Source organism: Tumidithrix elongata BACA0141 (genome assembly GCF_036349135.1).
Taxonomy (GTDB): Bacteria; Cyanobacteriota; Cyanobacteriia; order Pseudanabaenales; family Pseudanabaenaceae; genus Tumidithrix; species Tumidithrix elongata.
Genome location: NZ_JAZBJZ010000110.1, coordinates 1 through 18,464, shown reverse-complemented (window position 1 = coordinate 18,464; position 18,464 = coordinate 1). Strand labels below are relative to the sequence as shown.

The window sequence follows — 18,464 nt, the reverse complement described above, 5'->3', positions numbered from 1 at the left end:
ATGAGTCCCTTTACGCAAAGATCTCTAGGCGTTGCATTTCATCCTTGAATTGGCGCTAGTATTACAACATCAAAGTACTCGTAGCATTCAGCAGGAAGTCGATCGCGCCGCCAAGATCGTGTTTGCGCTCAAAGCCTATAGCCATCAAAGCCAAAGCGACGAGAAGTGTCTTGCCAAAATCACTGACGGCATTGAAGTTGCCCTGACGCTCTACCATAATCGCCTCAAACAAGGAATTCAGGTGATCCGTCGTTACGATTCCCAACTACCCGAAATTCTCTGTAACCCTGACGAACTAACCCAAGTGTGGGTAAATTTAATTGACAATGCGATCTATGCTATGGGTCAACAGGGTACGCTAGAGGTTGGGGTAAAACAGCAGGCAGATCGGGCGATCGTGGAAATTACAGACTCGGGATGCGGGATTAGTTTAGACATGCAGGCAAAGATTTTTGAGCCGTTTGTGACCAGTAAGGCAAGGGGCGAAGGCAGTGGGCTGGGACTGGACATCGTGCGACAAATTATCCAAAAGCACAATGGTGAGATTCAAGTTCGCAGTCAATCAGGACGCACAACTTTCACAGTTATTTTACCTCTGTCAGATGTCTCTGACAAATCTATCCCTAGCCCGCCTTTAACAGCAGGGAATAGCATACTATGAGATCGCGGCGATCGGGAGATGCCCAATGAATAAGCAAACTATCCTCTGCGTTGATGACGAGCGCAATGTTCTACTCTCTTTAAGAACCCAATTATTAAGGCGTTTTCCTGACTGTAGGGTTGAAATCGCCGAAAGTGCGGATGAAGCGTTAGAACTCATTGACGAGTTGTTGTCTGAGGGCGTAGAAATCCCCCTAGTCATTTCTGACCAAATCATGCCAGGCATGAAGGGCGATCGATTGCTGATAGAACTACACCATCGCTATCCTCAGATTTTGCAAGTGATGCTCACGGGGCAAGCCAGCGCCGAGGATGTCGGCAATGTCGTCAATCAAGGTAACCTCTATCGCTTTCTGGCCAAACCCTGGAACGAGATCGATCTCTGTCTAACGGTGACAGAGGCGTTACGCCGCTATCAGCAAGAACAGCTACTGAGTCAACAACAAATGGCTCTCGAACGGGCTAATCGCGAACTGGAGGCATGGAATGCCAACTTGGAAAATCTCGTGCAGCAAAGAACTGAAGAACTCCAGCAAGAAATTTGTCATCGTCAGAGAATTGAGGAAAATTTACAGATCAGTGAAGCCAGAAATCGAGCAACTATAGCCGCAATTCCAGATTTATTGCTACGGGTCAAAGGCGATGGGACTTGTTTAGAATTTATTCCTCCCCTAAGCGATCGGGCTGATGACTTTTTACCCATTGCCTCTCATCTTTCGGAAGTATTACCTCCAGAGCAACTCCAAGCTGAATTGCAAGCGTTAGAACGAGTGCTAACCACTGGTGAGGTACAGACCATCGAGCATCAACTGCTGAAAGAGGATAAGATTGCTCATGAAGAGGTTCGTGTTGCCGCTTGCGGAGCCGATGAGTTCCTGCTGATCGTGCGAGATATTAGCGATCGCAAACTTCAAGAAATAGCCCTTCAAAGCTTGATGGAAGGTACAGCATCGGTCACGGGCAAAGATTTCTTTTTGTGCCTTGCAGAAAAGATTACCGTTGCGCTTGATGTATCCCATGTCTTTATTGCCAAACAAGTTGGAGAGTCCCTAGAAACACTGGCAATCTATTACGACCAACAATTCCAACCAAACATTCTCTATGAAATCGCTAATACTCCCTGTGGATACGCCATGCAGCAGGGGATCTATTACTGCCCTAAAGATGTTCAATCATGTTTCCCCTTGGATGAAGCACTCCCAAAAATTGGGGTTGAAAGTTATCTCGGACTCGCTCTCAAAAATGCTTTGGGTGAAACCATCGGGGTTCTTTGCATTCTGAACCGTAAACCCATTGCCAATCCAAAACGGGCTGAGTTATTGCTCAAGATTTTTGCTGCCCGCGCTGCGGCCGAGATGGAAAGATTACAAGCGTTGGAATCGCTACAAGAGTTAAACAATCAGCTCGAACAGCGAGTGCAAGAGCGAACCCAAGAGCTATCTCAAGCTCGTAATTTTCTTGAAGCGATTATTGATAACCTACCTGTTGCTTTATTTGTCAAAGACGGCAGACCAGAACACTTTGGTAAATTTCTGCTGTGGAATAATACCAGCGAAATCATGTTTGGCTGTACAAAAGAACAGGCGATCGGCAAGACGGTCTATGACTTTTTCCCAAAAGAGCAAGCGGATTTCTTTTACGAGAAAGATTGTTCCTCCTTTGAAGATGGCGAGGTTGAAAATATTGCCGAAGAACCCATTGATAGTCTCACCTTGGGCAGAAGGCTTTTACATACGATCAAGGTTCCTCTCTTTGATGAAATGGACAATCCACAATATTTGGTCTGTATATCAGAGGATATTACCGATCAAAAGCGAGCCGAGATTGCCTTGGGAGAGAGCGAAGCTAAATTTCGTCGCTTGGTAGAGGGAATTACTGACTTGATCTGGTCAACGGATATGGAAGGCTTATTTACTTACCTTTCCCCTCAATTTAAGCAACTATTTGGTTGGGAAGCTCAAGCATGGCTTGGTAAATCCTTGTTTCCACTAATTCATCCAGACGATCTCAAAACGATCGCTGCTAATTTTGAGCAAATCCTCACCTCTGGTGAAAAATTGAACGCTCAAGAGTTTCGCCACCTCTGTCAAGATGGGACGCATATATGGGTAAGTGTTAACGCCACACCAGTTAAAGATGCTGATGGCAAAGTGGTTGCTTTACAGGGGATTCTCCAAGACATCAGCGATCGCAAGCGTACAGAAAAACAACTCCAGTCTGAGAGGCTGCGGTTGCAACTGGCTCTTGAGGCTGCTGAGATGGGAACTTGGGAATCTAACCTAGAGACGGGTATCTGGTCAGAGCGGACGGAAGCCATTTTTGGCTATGCTCCTGGCACTTTCCTTGGCGATCGCGAAGCTTTCATGAAATTAGTTTGTGTCGAAGACCAAGAGCAAGTATTTCAAGCACTTTCCCATAGTTTTGCCACTCAATCTCCCTACAGAGTTGAATACCGAATTAATCACCTCAACGGAGAGAAGCGTTGGGTCGCAGTCAATGGAAAAGTCGTTGAGAATGAAGAGGGTGAAGAGGGTGAAGGCAGACGCATCGTAGGTGTTGCCCTTGACATCACAGAACGCAAGCGAGCTGAGGAAGCCCTGCGCTTAAGTCAGGAGCAGTTGCAACTAGCGCTTGACGGCTCAGGCGATGGACTTTGGGACTGGAATATTCCCACTGGGGAGGTTTATCTGAGTCCGCGATGGTTGCGAATGTTGGGCTATGAAGTTGGCGAACTTCCCGCCCATGTCGATACATGGGCGCAACTGCTTTATCCTGACGATCGCCCCCATGTCATGGAAGTACTCAATGCCCATTTGCAAGATGACTCTATTTCCTATCAGGTTGAATATCGCGCTCTTTCTAAAACTGGAGAATGGAAATGGTTTGCAGATTATGGCAAAGTTGTTTCCCGCGATGCTGATGGCAAGCCTTTACGAATGGTTGGGTTGCAGAGAGATATTACCCAGCGCAAGCAGGTAGAAGACCAGATCCGAGAGCAAGAACAATTTCTCCGCAGCATTTATGAGGGGGTCAATCAACCTATTTTTGTGACTGATGTCTTACCCGATCAAAGCGTGCGTGTCATGGGGTGGAATCCAGTTGCCGAAAAATTCGCGGGTAAAACTACCGCAGAAGTTAAGGGTAAATCCATTGAAGAGATTTTTATACCTGAAGATGTTCCCGCCATTCTGCAACGCTATGCCCAATGTATTGCCACAAAACAATCTCTCTCCTTTGAAGAATGCATTAATCTCCAAGATCGCCCACTGTGGACGATCAGTACCTATAACCCTTTGATCGATGCTGAGGGAGAGGTTTATCGGATTGTCGGTACGGTCTATGACATTACCGATCGCAAACGCGCAGAGGAGGCTCTAAGCCAGAGCGAGACAAAATATCGACGTATTTTTGACAACTCTCAAGTGGGGATTTTCCGCAGTCGCATTGAAGATGGACTGATTCTCTCAGCCAATCAACATTTTGTGGAGCTAATAGGCTATCAGTCTATCGATGAAGTCGTCGGCAAGAACAAAACGGCAGACTTTTATAGTATTGACTTGCGCCAACAAGTTCTCGAACACTTACGTCAGTTTGGTCACCTCAACAACTTTGAGTTTGAGTTTCAGCAGCATGGGGGCAAACAATGCTGGGGATTGGTTTCCTTAAGTCTCAATATAGAGGAGCAATGCATTGATGGAGTCATTAATGACATTAGCGATCGCAAACACACCGAGGCGCAGCTACAGGAACAAGAATTTTTTCTTCGGAGCATTTATAACGGCACAGAAAATCCGATCTTTGTGATAGATGCTACCGAAAACGGTGAATTCTATTATGTGGGGTGGAACTCAGCCACCGAGAAGATGTCAGGCTTGTATGCTAATGATGTAATTGGCACAACTCCTATCGAATCCTTTGGAATAGAACAGGGAAATGCTTTTTGTGAAAACTATCGACATTGTCTTGAGGTTGGTGAAGCTATCCAATATGAAGAGAGTTTCTCTTTCCAAGGCAATATCATTTGGACGCTCACGACCTTGAATCCCTTAAAACACCTAGATGGAAATATCTACCGAATTATCGGTACTGCGATCGATATCAGCTCTCTCAAGCAAACCGAAACCGCTCTGCGCGAATCCCAACAATTCATCCAAAGCATTGCCGAAAACACGCCTAATATTATTTACATCTACGATCTGAGCGAACAGCGTAATATCTATTGCAACCGCGAGGTTTCTAGCATCCTTGGTTACACGATTGACGAGATAAAAGCCATGGGGTCAAATGTCTTGCCCTCACTCGTCCATCCAGATGACTGGGCAAAAGTCTTAGAGTATCAACAGACCATCGCGGCGGCTCAAGATAATCAAATTATCGATCAAGAATATCGCATGCTTCATATCGATGGCAGTTGGCGATATCTATTGGATCGTGCGAGCGTATTCAAGCGAGATCCAGAAGGTCGCGTTCTTCAGTACATCGGTGCAGCGCAGGATGTTAGCGATCGCAAACTGGCCGAGGCAGAGTTGAGAGACAGTGAAGAACGACTACGCCTTGCCCTGACAGCAGCAAATCAAGGACTCTACGATCTCAACCCACAAACAGGTATAGCCATTGTCAGTCCAGAATATGCCCTGATGCTAGGGTACGATCCATCTGAGTTTCAGGAAACAAATGCCAAATGGATCGAACGGCTACATCCAGATGATATCGAACGCGTTGCAGCAACCTATCAAGCCTATGTTCGCGGAGAACTTTCCGATTATAAGGTGGAATTCCGACAACGCACGAAACAAGGAGATTGGAAGTGGATTCTCTCCATCGGGAAAGTTGTGGCATGGGACGAAGCAGGACAACCCCTACGGATGTTAGGAACGCATACGGACATCAGCGATCGCAAACTGACAGAAGAAGTACTGCAAGCAGAGCAACTACGGTTAAACTTAGCATTGGATGCTGTTCAGATGGCAACTTGGAGTTGTAACCTCCAGACAGGGAAGTTGATCTGGTCCGATCGCGCTCAGGAAATCTTTGGGTTTGAACCGAGCACTTTCCCAGGCGATCGCGAGACGTTTATAGCCATGATTCATCCAGAGGATTACGACCGCGTGATTCAAGCGATCGCCCATACCTTTGAGACAGAAGACCCCTATGCCATTGAGTACCGCATTCGACGACGTGACGGCGAAATTGCTTGGGTAGCAGTCTGGGGGATTATAACCCAAGATGAATCCTCTATGGAGCGACAACTCATAGGGGTCGTTACGGATATCAGCGATCGCAAACGGGCGGAAGCAGCCCTGCGCAAGAGTGAAGTCCTCTTGCGGCGTGTTTTTGAGTCCAATGTGGCAGGCATGGTTTTCTCTAACTTTGACGGTCAAATTGTGGAAGCCAACGATCGGTTTTTACAAATGTTGGGCTATAGCAGAGAAGATTTACAGTCGGGCTTACCACCATGGAATGAGATGACACCGCCAGAGCATCTAGCTGCTGATATATACGCGATCGAGGAACTCACGCGCACAGGCGAAATCAAGCCGTGGGAAAAGGAATACTTCCGTAAAGATGGCAGTCGCATTCCCGTATTGATTGGAGCCGCATTTATTGAGGGTAGCGATCCTCAAACCATTGCGATCGTCGTAGATATCAGCGATCGCAAGCATGCCGAAGAAGCATTGCGCCAAGCCAATATAGACCTTGAAGTTCGCGTAGAAGAACGCACGGCTGAATTAAAACAAGCTAAAGAAGCTGCCGAAATGGCTAATCGCGCTAAAAGTGAATTTTTGGCAAATGTCAGCCACGAACTGCGCACGCCCCTCAATGGCATTCTCGGGTATACCCAAATTTTGCAAAACTCAACAACCTTGACCGATCGCGATCGAGAAGGACTGGGTGTAATTTATCGCTGCGGCACCCATCTTTTGACCTTAATCAGCGATATTCTCGACCTTGCCAAAATCGAAGCGAAGAAACTAGAACTTCAGGTTACTGAGTTACATTTAGCCCCGTTTCTTCGGGATTTAATAGAAATCTGCCAAATCAGCACCCAACAGAAAAACGTTAGATTTATTTATGAAGCCCCTTTTCCACTACCCAGAGAAATTTTTGTCGATGCCAAACGGCTGCGGCAAGTACTACTCAACCTACTCGGTAATGCGATCAAATTTACAGACCAAGGCAGTATTACCTTTAGCGTAGAAGTCCTTGGACAAGAGCAACAACTTCCAGACAGCGGTGAAGAAGCATGGACAGAATTTACAATTCGCTTTACGATTGCTGACACAGGGATAGGAATCTCTCCCGAACAGTTAAAACGAATTCCTTTACCCTTCGAGCAAGTAGGAGATATCGCTCATAAATCTGAGGGGACTGGTTTAGGTTTAGCCATTACCCACAATCTTTTAACCATGATGGGAGCCACCCTAGAAGTGCAAAGTCAGTTAGGGCAGGGTAGTGTATTTGGGTTTATCCTCAAAGTTCCCGCGACCACAGCCGCGATCGAAGAGAACGCAACCACCCCTCAACCCAAAATTATCGGCTTTAAAGGACAACCGCGCAAAATCCTCGTTGTTGACGACAAACCAGACAATCGCCTCATTTTTCTGAACTTACTTCAGCCCTTAGGGTTTGAGATGCTAGAAGCTGAAAGCGGTCAATCAGGCTTAGATCTTGCAATTTCATGGCAACCCGATCTGATAGTTGTGGATTTATCTATGCCGGGGATGAATGGCTGGGAATTGATTCGTCTTTTGCGACAGCTTCCGCAAGGTGAATCCTTAGCGATCGTGCTATCCTCTGCCCGAGTATTTGAATCCGATCGACAAAGAAGTTTAGAAATGGGAGCGAATGCCTTTCTAGAAAAGCCCTTCCAATCTGCACAACTCTTGGAGATTCTACAAACTCATATGAACTTAGAGTGGATCTATACACCTATCGATAGGCAGAAACCATTTCAGCAGGATACCAGTGGCTCTGACTTGGCGTTGAGCATCGTCCCTCCATCGTTGGAAATTCTTAATGAGCTTATGGACTTGGCGCTTAAAGGAATGCTCAATAAATTGATCGATATTACAGTGCAATTAGAAGCATCCGATCCTAAACTAGCTCCCTTTGCTTCCAAACTCCGCTCTCAAGCAGAAAGGTTCCAGATCAAGGAAATCAGGAAATTTATCAGCTTCTATAGAGATCAATTAACGTGAATTCGGGACAAGGAATATGAAAAGGGTTTGGGATTTTCTTATCCCGAACTGAGGTTCCATAAAAATCATCCCAATTACAATTGGGATGATATTAATTAAATTTCTATCGTATGAGCAATTCATGAATTGCCCATACGTAGCTAGCAATAGCAGATATTTATGAAACGGCTGTTGCGGTGCGACGACGCTTGCCAGCCGCAGGTGTACCATTGGAACTTGGCGTTGCGATCGCAGTCCCAGCCACCACTGCTGTGGAAGTTTTGCTGCCAGCGGGTGTTTGCAGTAACAGCACCAGCATCGGACGACTCTGAATCTTATTTTTGATCATGCGATTCACATCGCGCTCTAACTGATAGCGAATACCCGTCCAATCGACCTCTTGTTGGTCGCCAAGATTCCGAGCAAAAGATTCCCAGCAGTTATTCAGCGAAGTTTCAAGGGTTTGGGTGAGGTGTGCCATCAAATCGGAACGATCCATTGCCAAGACCACACCATTGAGTTGTACATCTGGCGTTGCAGAGAGTTTGCCATTGGCTCCTACGGAAACCGCGATCGTGACAATGCCATCTCCCGCAAGTTGTTGGCGATCGCGCAGCACATCGCCCTTGACAAAGCCGTCACGCGAAGAATCCACCAATTCCACACCCGAAGGAACCTTATCGGCAACGCGGATATGTTGTTCGCAGACTTCTACGACATCACCATTTTCCGCAATGATAATATTTTCCTTAGGAATACCCATGGCTTCTGCCATTCTGCCATGTTGCAAGAGCATGCGTAGCTCGCCGTGGGCAGGGAAAAAGAACTTAGGACGGACTAGCGCCAGCATCATCTTTTGATCTTCTTGAGCGCCATGCCCAGAAACGTGAATGCCCTTGTCTTTACCGTAGACAACATTCGCACCCATTGCCATCAGCTTATCGATCGTGCGCACCACAGGAATCGTATTTCCGGGAATCGGGTTGGCTGAGAACACAACCGTATCTCCCTCTTGAATTTGTAACTGTCTGTGGCTACCATTTGCCATACGAGTTAATGCAGACATGGGTTCACCCTGAGAGCCCGTGGTCAAAATCAGGATTTGATCGTTGCGATATTGACGGAGATTTTGCAAGGGTTGCAGCAACTCATCGCGACACTTGATGTAACCGAGCGTGCGGGCATGGGCAATGACGTTCAACATCGATCGCCCGACGATACCGACGACACGACCTTGCTTTTCGGCAATATCGAGAATCATATTGACGCGGTGAACGGACGAAGCGAAAGTGGTGACAATCACTCTTCCCTTGGCGGAGGCAAAAACTCTCTCTAGGTTGGGATATACCGAACGTTCCGAAGGCGTCACACCAGGAATTTCGGCATTGGTAGAATCGCTGATCAGGCAGAGCACCCCTTTCTCACCATGTTCGGCAAGGCGATGGAAGTCAAAATACTCACCATCCACTGGCGTATGGTCAATCTTAAAGTCGCCCGAGTGAATCACCAATCCCGCAGGTGTATTAATGGCGATCGTAAAGCTATCGGCAATGGAGTGGGTATTCCGAATGAATTCGACAAAGAAGTTACTACCGATGCGGACGACATCACGAGGCATCACGCGCCGCAATTCGGTTTGGTTCAGCACGCCCGCTTCTTTTAGTTTGTCTTCTAGAAGTGCCATTGCCAAACGAGGGCCGTAAATTACGGGGATATCAAACTGCTTGAGATGGAAAGCGATCGCACCGATATGATCTTCATGTCCGTGCGTCACGATCATGCCCTTGATCTTATGGCGGTTTTGGCGCAGATAGGTCATATCTGGCAACACGATATTCACCCCTGGCATACTGCCCTCAGGGAAGGATAAGCCTCCATCCAAGAGCATAATTTCATCATTGATTTCAAACACCCATGTGTTTTTGCCAATTTCTTTCAAACCACCTAAAGGAATAATCTTCAGTGCTGGAGAATTGGATTTGTTAGTCATATGTTGTTTCTGTGTTTCGGTTTGTATTGAAGTAAAAGGAAAATCTGTTTGGTTGCGAGCGGTCGGTAGTTAAAAGTCAATTTGCAACGAACTACTGACAACTGGACAACAGGGAAATTTGCAAAACTGGAAAATTAGCCTAGAAAATTAACAATGGGAAAGCTGGAATTTATGACGTAATGCCTAAGCGATTCATTACGACTCTGAGTTTGCTTTCGAGTTCTGGAGAACATTTCACCAGAGGTAAGCGCAGGACTCCTGTATCTAAGCCAACCATATGTAGGGCTGCTTTCACAAGAATAGGATTTGTGGTCAAAAACAAAGCTTTAAACAGAGGCAATAATTGAATATGAATCTCTGTAGCGCGTTGGACATTCCCCGTAATAAAAGCCTGAATCATGGACTGCATCTCATTCCCAACTAAATGAGACGCGACGCTAATGACTCCTTTTGCGCCTATAGCCATTAACGGCAAGGTGAGAGAGTCATCCCCCGAGTAGATGTCAAAACTAGTGGGTGTAATCGCCCGAATCTGACTGGCTTGATCGAGATCCCCAGTGGCTTCCTTAATGCCAATAATACTAGGAATTTCAGCTAACTGCGCAACTGTTTCTGGTTCCAGCTTACAACCAGTGCGCCCAGGTATATTATACAAAATCATGGGGATGTCTGGTGCTGCTTGCGCGATCGCCGCAAAATGCTGATACAACCCAGCTTGGGGAGGCTTGTTGTAGTAGGGCGTGACCTGTAATGTGCCATCCAGACCCAAGTGCGCGGCTTTTTGAGTGGCAGCGATCGCTTCAGAGGTAGAGTTAGACCCCGTCCCCGCAATAACTTTCGCTTTGCCAGCCACAGCTTTTTGGATGACTTGGAAGAGTTGATATTCCTCATCCCAACTCAAGGTCGGCGACTCACCTGTCGTGCCACAAATCACCAGAGAATCTGTACCGTTTTCGACCAGATGTACTGCTAACTTTTCTGCACCTGCATAGTCCACTTTGCCCTCTAGGTCAAAGGGAGTAACCATTGCAGTAATTACCCGACCAAAGTCAATCGCACGCATAGGCTGAGAAAGTTATCCCTTATTTAAATCGAACATAATGATAGGAATGAGAAGTATGTGTCATCAATCTCAGGTTGTGATTATCTCTAGTATTTGGTAGAAGAATAAACTGGGACTTTGGTTTCGACAACTTGGGCTTTCATGATAGCGGATTACAGCAAGTTCTTGGCAATCAGTAACTCTGCAATCTGAACCGCATTGAGGGCAGCCCCTTTCCGGATCTGATCGCCACATAGCCATAGATCCAGTCCAGCAGGATGGGAAATATCTTGACGAATACGACCCACAAGTACCTCATCTTTGCCACTGGCATCGATTGGCATCGGGAAGTAATTTTTGCCAAAGTCTTCCACCAGCTTAATTCCTGGAGCTTTTGCCAAAATCTGACGAGCCGCCTCAGGACTGAAGGGTTCGTCAAACTCTAGATTAATTGCCTCAGAGTGGGCGCGAAGTACGGGAACCCGTACACAGGTAGCCGTAATCCTTAGCTCGGGGGCGCTGAAAATCTTGCGAGTTTCATTGACCATTTTCATCTCTTCTTCGCAGTAGCCCTGAGCGTTAAGAGCAGAGTTGTGTAAAAACAGATTAAATGCCAAAGGATAGGGCAAAATCTCGGCTTTTGCAGGCTCTTGATTGAGAATTGCCTGAGCTTGGTGCTTGACCTCTTCCATCGCTCTAGCCCCCGCACCGCTCGCCGATTGGTAAGTGGCGGCAACGATACGCTTAATCGGTTGCACTTGATGCAGTGGAAACACCGCCACACTCATGAGAATTGTGGTGCAATTGGGATTGGCAATAATTCCTTGGTGTTGGGTAACGGCTTCGGGGTTTACCTCAGGTACGACTAAGGGGACATCAGGATTCATCCGAAAAGCGCTGGAGTTGTCGATCGTCACGGCTCCTGCCTTAGCAGCAATCGGAGCCCATTGCTTCGATACGCTACCACCCGCTGAAGCCAAAACCAGATCTATGCCATCAAAGGAATCAGCCTGTACCGTTTTGACCGTCAGCCTGTCTGTGCCGAACTGGATTTCTTTACCTGCGGAATATTCCGAAGCGAGAAGGGTTAGCTCGCTCAGCGGGAAATTTCTCTCGCGCAATAACGCCAATAACTCTGTACCGACTGCTCCTGTTGCGCCTAGTATGGCAACTCTATAGGATTTACTCAATGAACCTCCGAAAATATATACATATAAAGAATATTTGTGGGATGAATATTAAATCTACTGTTTAAATCTGTTAAGCGAATTGGTTGCTATATGGCTAAGTAAAATCACTATGAAGGCAAGCGCCGTAGCACCAAATTCGGTATAAGTTCCCAGTCCTTTATGTTTAGCTTTTCCGAGCTGAAATCCTTGGACTGAAACGTTTTATAAGGGTGTGTTTATACTGCATCTTCAGTTTGAATTCACTTAGGCTTTTATGTCTTGCTCAGACCCTAGAACTTTGTGAGAAGTTGAATGTAAGCGATCGGAACCCTACTACATTTCTATGACATCACTTCAATGCCATAGCTTTGACGATCTGATGATATGTCCCTTATGCTACACCGTTATTGCTTACTTATTGATTAAAAGTGCAACGGAGTATCTTGCGGCATTACTAACCATTAACCACATAACTCAGGCATAAGTCAAGCTGCAAAAGTTAAGTTGTTAAGGTCCAATAAAGATAGCATCTTCAATGTCTTTACGGCTCAGCGAATAGGGAAAAGCTCTCTGTAAGTCTCGATTTCCCGCGATCGCATTGATATAGCGCACCCTGATTTCTTCAACTTCCATAGAAATCTCAGCTTCCCAACTCGGACGTTTGACCCGCCATACACTGAGATTGGATCGATCTTGTCGGCAGCCTTGAATCTTGAGCCAAGACTCTAGTACAGGCAGTGTGTGATTATACAGGGGTGTTTCGGCAGGTGGAAGGATCATTGCAATCAAGTCTTAAAGGTTAAGCAAAGGGTAAAAAATGCAGCGTAGTAGATAGAATTTCAGGTAGGAGCGCATCTCCACGCAGCCAACCAACGAGGAGTACGAGCAGGACGCAGACAATAAATGTAACTGCTATCAAAAATAGTACAAATAATTCGCCACCCGAAAGGGGGCGCTCGCTAGGTAATCCATCGTCCTCTTGCAGAGGATGGTGATTCTTTTGCCCTAGATTTCCTGTATTCGCAGTATCCCAAACATTGGTTTGATTGACATAGTTTAGCTTCGAAAATCGAATCATTTGGTCGTAGGTGTTACGCCGCTCTGGGTTACTTAGGGTGGCATAGGCTTCATTGATTTGCCTAAATTGTTCGATCGCAATTTCTTTAGAGAGCTGGGTAGTGTCAGGATGGTAAAGTTTGCTGAGATCTCGATATGCTTGACGAATTTGGACTGCACTTGCCCATGGAGTCAGTCCTAATATAGCGTAATAGGTTTTGGCTTGTTTAGGGGCAGACTGCATGAGAGGACTGCATATCAATATGCTTATCAAGAATAAGGGTCTAAAGATCTTTAGCACTCTGTATTGTACTGCACTAAAATCTGGCGCGATCGCACTGCGATCGTTACCGCAAAATTATGCAGAGGTCTTCTGAGTAGTTTTATGGAGTAATTGCCATATGCTAGGAATCAATTCATTGTTTCTACACTCAGATCGTATACGCTAGATTACTTAGCCCATAGCTGTTCAACTCAAAATTTCTTGAGCTGAAATCACTGAATCCGCACGAAGCGAAAATCATGGAATTGTCTGAAAGGTAGAATCTTCATGCCCTGGACTCGCATAATTAGTGCTGTTGTTGCCATTCCTCTGGCATTGGCAGCGATCGCATTTGGTGGTTGGGCGTTCACCATTGTATTTGCGATATTGATTTGTCTGGGGCAGTTGGAATATTTCAATCTGGTCAAATCGAAAGGGATGTCGCCTGCAACCAAAATTACCCTACTGGTTAGCCAAGCTTTACTGATTGTGGCACAGGTAAAAATTGAGTTTGCGGATGCCGTCCTACCCGTCGCTGGCACATTTATCTGCTTTTATCTCTTATTTCAGCCGCAATTTGCCACGATCGCTGATATTTCAGCCTCAATTTTGGGGTTATTTTACGGAGGCTATTTACCTAGCTTTTGGGTACGTCTGCGCGGACTTGAACAAGGTAATGCTTTTCACATAGCAGGGCAGTTTGCTACCAGTTGGGACTGGGACTTTTACCTAAGTCAGGGTGGTATTTATGTGTTGATGTCCTTTAGTTGCATCTGGGCTTCAGACATTGGCGCTTACGTAATGGGAAAAATATTTGGACGCACAAGACTATCGGATATCAGTCCTAAAAAGACCGTCGAAGGTGCAGCTTTTGGCTTAGTAAGTTGTGTGTCGGTTGCTTTGATCTGGGCGTTTTGCTTGGGTTGGCAAACTTGGTGGCTGACGGGTTCTATGTTAGGTCTATTAATTGGCTTAGCAGGTCTGTTAGGAGATCTTACCGAATCGATGATGAAGCGTGATGCGGGTGTTAAAGACTCAGGTCAAATTATGCCCGGGCATGGGGGGATTTTAGATCGTGCCGATAGCTATGTATTTACAGCACCCCTGGTTTACTATTTTGTGACGCTAATACTGCCCTTGATGTCAATTCAACTGCCTTGATCGCAGTAAGAAACCCGTACTAAAAAACCAGTCTAAAAACTAGACTAAAAAACTAGACTAAAAAACTAGACTAAAAAACTAGACTAAGGGGAAAGTGATATACACTTCGGTCAACTCGCCAAGGATGCTATGAATCGTCAATTCCCCCCCATAAAGCAGGGTAAGCCGCTTGGCGATCGCAAGTCCTAGCCCCGTACCTTGTTGTTCGTAAAGTTTGCGCTCAAACTGCATATATGCTCCCACATTGGCAATCTGTTCGGCTGTCATACCACGACCGCGATCGCTGACACTCACACTAAAGGAATCGCCTACAACTTGACTGACAATAAAGACAGGTGTGCCCGCCTCTGAATATTTAAAAGCATTGTCCACAATTTCTTCGATGATTTTTTGGAGTTTAGCGGGGGGTAAGCCCACTGAGGCATTTTCTAGAGCTAATCTGAGATCTGCCTCTCGATGTTTTTCTTTCGCTTTTTGCACAGCTTTTTTGCTAACTATCGTTTTTGCATCTACGGTCAGATCGCTCGAAGCTGCCAAATTGATCGCTTGATTTGCCGCAGCAATTTCTAGCTCAGCGTACATCAGAAAATTTTGAATTAGACGGTATAGCCTTTCTCCACAGCTATGAATATCTTGAGCCAACTCTAAAACCTCTTCTGGCATAAGCGTTTGATGCTCCTCGATCAAAGCCTCAGATAAGCCCAAAATCCCACTTAAAGGGGTGCGAAGTTCGTGGGGCAAAAGTAGGGTGATACTACTGCGCAATTCATCGAGTTTGACGCGAAACTGCTGGTCGATCGCTGCCTGCTTGCCGAGTCGGGTCGTAATTGCTTCTAATAGCTCGGAACGACTTATGGGCTTTGTGAGATAGTCATCAGCACCCAAATTCATGCCATAGCGCAAATTATTTTTTTGAACTTGGGCGGTCAAAAAGATAAACGGAATCGTAGCAAAACTGGGATCTTGCCGTAACTCTGAAATTACTCCATAACCATCAAGCTCAGGCATGCTGACATCACAAAGAATCAGATCTGGCTTATGATGCTTTGCCATTTGAATGCCTGCTTTACCATTGCCTGCCTCAATTGCCAAAAAGTTATCGGCACTTAAAACATCTAGAATCCCCTCACGAATATCATCTTCATCTTCAATGACGAGTATTTTGATCATGGCTTTGCGACAGACTAGATTATGGATGTTAGGGCATTTCTAAATAACGACAATTTTTAACCTAGTTCCGTTTTCCCCTTACATATACTAGGGCAAGATTGAGGATAATACTGTTATGGAGTTTGCTCAAAAATAAAATGAAGTACTCTATTGGTCAGATTTACGGATTCAAGGTTTATGCCTAAAATCTTGTAGTTGTCTGCTAGCTGGAAAGCGATATATTACCCTGACTGGACTTCGCCACATCTATGCCTATCCCCAACGATATTCCTGTTGCTCAACGTGTAAGCGATCCTCAAAAGGACGGACAATCCGCACAACATAAAACAGGTTCTACAAATCCTGTGATGCGATCGCTGCGAGCAGTCCCTTGGTGGGGGTATGGCTTAGCAGTCATAGCGTTTCTCACCCCCTTAATCACAACTCGTTTGTTGTTTGTATTTAGCGAGTTGAGCCATAACAAATCTGTAGCCGTTTCACAAACTGCACAGCCTCAAACTTCGCAGCCTCAAGCTTCTCCATCGCCATTGCCCGACTTGACAGCGAGCAAACCTCAACCAACGGTGACGACTCCACCCGAGCCGATCGCTGATAGCCAGCCATCAAACGGAGCATCCGTGATGTTCGGGCATTTTGCCTATGAAGAGGCTCCTGCCAATACTTTGCGTCCAATTTCTAGGGCAGGGGATGGCTATGAGATCAAACTGCGGGACGCTGCTGCTAAAAGTTATTTGAGCATGGTTGAGGCAGCCAGAGCTGAGGGGATCGATTTGGTGGCAATATCAGGTTTTCGCTCTAAAGAAGATCAGCGCCAATTGTTTTATGACATTAGTCGCGAGCGCAATCAAACCCCCGCTCAGCGGGCTCAGGTGAGTGCCCCCCCTGGCTACAGCGAACATCACACAGGCTATGCGGTGGATGTGGGCGATGGCACAAACCCTAGTACAAACCTATCCCCTAGCTTTGATAAGACCGTTGCTTTTCAGTGGCTAGAAAAAAATGCGGCGAGATTTAGCTTTGAGCTGTCTTTTCCGCCCAACAATTCCCAAGGCGTGATGTACGAACCTTGGCACTGGCGATTTGTCGGTGACGATCAGAGTCTGGCAACATTTTACAAACGTCGAAATTCTACGACTTCGGGCAATCCTTCCTCTTTTACTGCCCCATCGGCACGTTAATTTAGGCACATTAATTTAGGCATATCCACTTTAAAGCCAGCATGTACAACCGAATTTTGAGCATCATCCTGTTGGTTCTGCTGGGATTGGCTGTTGGCATCTATCCAATGGGAGATCGTCATGCGATCGCTGAAAGCAAAAAAACGATTGCACCACCCTCAGATACTTCATCAACCACACCTTCGAGCACACCCGTGATGTTTGGGCATTTTGCCTACGAAGAAGCCCCTGCCAATGCCTTGCATACAATTGCTAGGGCAGAGGATGGCTATGAGATCAAACTGCGAGATGCCGCTGCTAAAAGTTATTTGAGTATGGTCGAGGCAGCCAGAGCCGAGGGGATCGATTTGGTGGCAATATCAGGTTTCCGAACAAAAGAAGAGCAACGCTACCTGTTTTATGAAATTGCGCGGCAACGCAACCAAACCCCTTCTGAACGCGCTCAGGTAAGTGCGCCCCCTGGCTATAGCGAACACCATACAGGTTATGCCGTTGATGTTGGGGATGGCGCAAACCCCGGTACGAACCTATCTTCTAGTTTCGATCGCACAGTTGCCTTTCAGTGGCTAGAGAAAAATGCGGTGAGATTTAGCTTTGAGCTGTCTTTTTTGCCCAACAATCCCCAGGGCGTGATGTACGAACCTTGGCATTGGCGATTTATCGGTGACGAGCAAAGCCTTGCTACTTTTCATAAAGATCGAGAACTTACCCATTCATCCAATCCCACTCGCTAATTTCTAAGTCCGCACACACATAACGATCGGTATAACCCATGATCAATAGCCTCGACATTTTGGCGATCGCCATTTTTAGCATTACGATGTTGGCTCTGCTGGGGCCAGTTGTGGGGATATCGCCATTTGTGCCAGTAGGGATTACGGTTTTGCTGTTAGGGCTGTATGCGATCGATCGCGCTCTGTGGCAGGGAAAAGGCGGTGATTTTTTGATGTCATGGTTGCGGCAGCGATCGCCCCAATATTCTCAACAGGTTTTGTATCACGAGGCTGGACATTTTTTGGCGGCTCATTTGCTCGGCATGAAAATTTTGGGATATCGCCTTAAGTGTTCGGGTGATTACAGATTTGGGCAACAAACTGTGGGAGAAGTGCCCGTAGGAATTGAGAGGGGTGTGGTGGTTGAGGGCATTTTAGAGCCTAAAGCTGCGAAAGATGCCAAATCGGAGCCTCAGGTAAACGGGAAGATTACTCCCAACTACCTCGATCGCTGCTGTACTGTCTGGATGGCAGGAATTGCCGCAGAGCAACTTTTTTGTAAGGGCACGGAAGACTATGGTGGCGCAGAGGATATTCGCCAACTGCGTGCGGCGATCGCAACGTTTAAACCAGCATTTCAACAGGATGTAGAACTAGAACAACGATGGGCGCTCCTCCGCGCGAAGGTTTTGCTACGCGATCGTAAGGATGCCTTTGAGGCACTTGCCGCATTGATGGATCGAGGTGCAAGTATTGAGGAATGCTGTGAAGCGATCGACAGTCATGCCAACACCTCCATAGACAAAAATCTATCTGTTTCAGAAATATAAAAGGGCCAATTCAAGGATGAAATGCAACGGGGTCTGATGAAGCAAAGAATACTTC

General features: G+C 46.3%; 12 protein-coding genes. 6 read left to right on the top strand and 6 right to left on the bottom strand.

Annotated features, from left to right (window positions below; all coding sequences use genetic code 11):
- The first annotated feature begins 49 nt into the window (after positions 1-49).
- Both V2H45_RS20360 and V2H45_RS20355 read left to right on the top strand, forming a co-directional pair.
- Positions 50-661, top strand: a complete 612-nt coding sequence (locus V2H45_RS20360) for a sensor histidine kinase (protein WP_330485517.1) — start codon at positions 50-52, stop codon at positions 659-661.
- A 25-nt stretch (positions 662-686) separates the two neighbouring features.
- On the top strand, positions 687-7,859 hold the full coding sequence (locus V2H45_RS20355; protein ID WP_330485516.1) for a PAS domain S-box protein: 7,173 nt from the start codon (positions 687-689) through the stop codon (positions 7,857-7,859).
- A gap of 157 nt (positions 7,860-8,016) precedes the next feature.
- Here the strand turns inward: V2H45_RS20355 and V2H45_RS20350 are convergent, their stop codons facing one another.
- The 5 genes from V2H45_RS20350 to V2H45_RS20330 form a co-directional block, all read right to left on the bottom strand.
- Positions 8,017-9,828 carry a ribonuclease J gene (locus V2H45_RS20350; protein ID WP_330485515.1) on the bottom strand — a complete coding sequence of 604 codons (1,812 nt, stop codon included), beginning with the start codon at positions 9,826-9,828 and terminating at the stop codon, positions 8,017-8,019.
- Between the two features lie 169 nt (positions 9,829-9,997).
- Positions 9,998-10,891, bottom strand: a complete 894-nt coding sequence (dapA, locus tag V2H45_RS20345) for a 4-hydroxy-tetrahydrodipicolinate synthase (RefSeq protein WP_330485514.1) — start codon at positions 10,889-10,891, stop codon at positions 9,998-10,000.
- Between the two features lie 152 nt (positions 10,892-11,043).
- Positions 11,044-12,060, bottom strand: coding sequence for an aspartate-semialdehyde dehydrogenase (locus V2H45_RS20340; RefSeq protein ID WP_330485513.1), 1,017 nt, complete (start codon positions 12,058-12,060; stop codon positions 11,044-11,046).
- Between the two features lie 486 nt (positions 12,061-12,546).
- A complete protein-coding gene (locus V2H45_RS20335) occupies positions 12,547-12,819 on the bottom strand; it encodes a DUF3143 domain-containing protein (protein ID WP_330485512.1) in 273 nt (90 codons plus the stop codon).
- 19 nt (positions 12,820-12,838) lie between these two features.
- On the bottom strand, positions 12,839-13,339 hold the full coding sequence (locus tag V2H45_RS20330; protein WP_330485511.1) for a J domain-containing protein: 501 nt from the start codon (positions 13,337-13,339) through the stop codon (positions 12,839-12,841).
- A gap of 306 nt (positions 13,340-13,645) precedes the next feature.
- On the opposite strand from V2H45_RS20330, the gene V2H45_RS20325 reads away from it, so the two are divergent.
- A complete protein-coding gene (locus V2H45_RS20325; protein WP_330485510.1) occupies positions 13,646-14,518 on the top strand; it encodes a phosphatidate cytidylyltransferase in 873 nt (290 codons plus the stop codon).
- A 78-nt stretch (positions 14,519-14,596) separates the two neighbouring features.
- Here V2H45_RS20325 and V2H45_RS20320 read toward each other — a convergent pair whose 3' ends face one another.
- The gene (locus V2H45_RS20320) at positions 14,597-15,688 is read right to left on the bottom strand and encodes a hybrid sensor histidine kinase/response regulator (protein ID WP_330485509.1); all 1,092 of its coding nucleotides are present in this window, start codon (positions 15,686-15,688) and stop codon (positions 14,597-14,599) included.
- A 248-nt stretch (positions 15,689-15,936) separates the two neighbouring features.
- Between V2H45_RS20320 and V2H45_RS20315 the strand changes: the two genes are divergently transcribed.
- The 3 genes from V2H45_RS20315 to V2H45_RS20305 are packed head-to-tail and all read left to right on the top strand — an operon-like array spanning position 15,937 to position 18,409.
- Positions 15,937-16,866 carry a M15 family metallopeptidase gene (locus V2H45_RS20315; protein ID WP_330485508.1) on the top strand — a complete coding sequence of 310 codons (930 nt, stop codon included), beginning with the start codon at positions 15,937-15,939 and terminating at the stop codon, positions 16,864-16,866.
- 41 nt (positions 16,867-16,907) lie between these two features.
- Complete coding sequence (locus V2H45_RS20310) at positions 16,908-17,600, top strand: M15 family metallopeptidase (protein ID WP_330485507.1); 693 nt, start codon at positions 16,908-16,910, stop codon at positions 17,598-17,600.
- 38 nt (positions 17,601-17,638) lie between these two features.
- On the top strand, positions 17,639-18,409 hold the full coding sequence (locus V2H45_RS20305; RefSeq protein ID WP_330485506.1) for a hypothetical protein: 771 nt from the start codon (positions 17,639-17,641) through the stop codon (positions 18,407-18,409).
- The last annotated feature ends 55 nt before the right edge of the window (positions 18,410-18,464 follow it).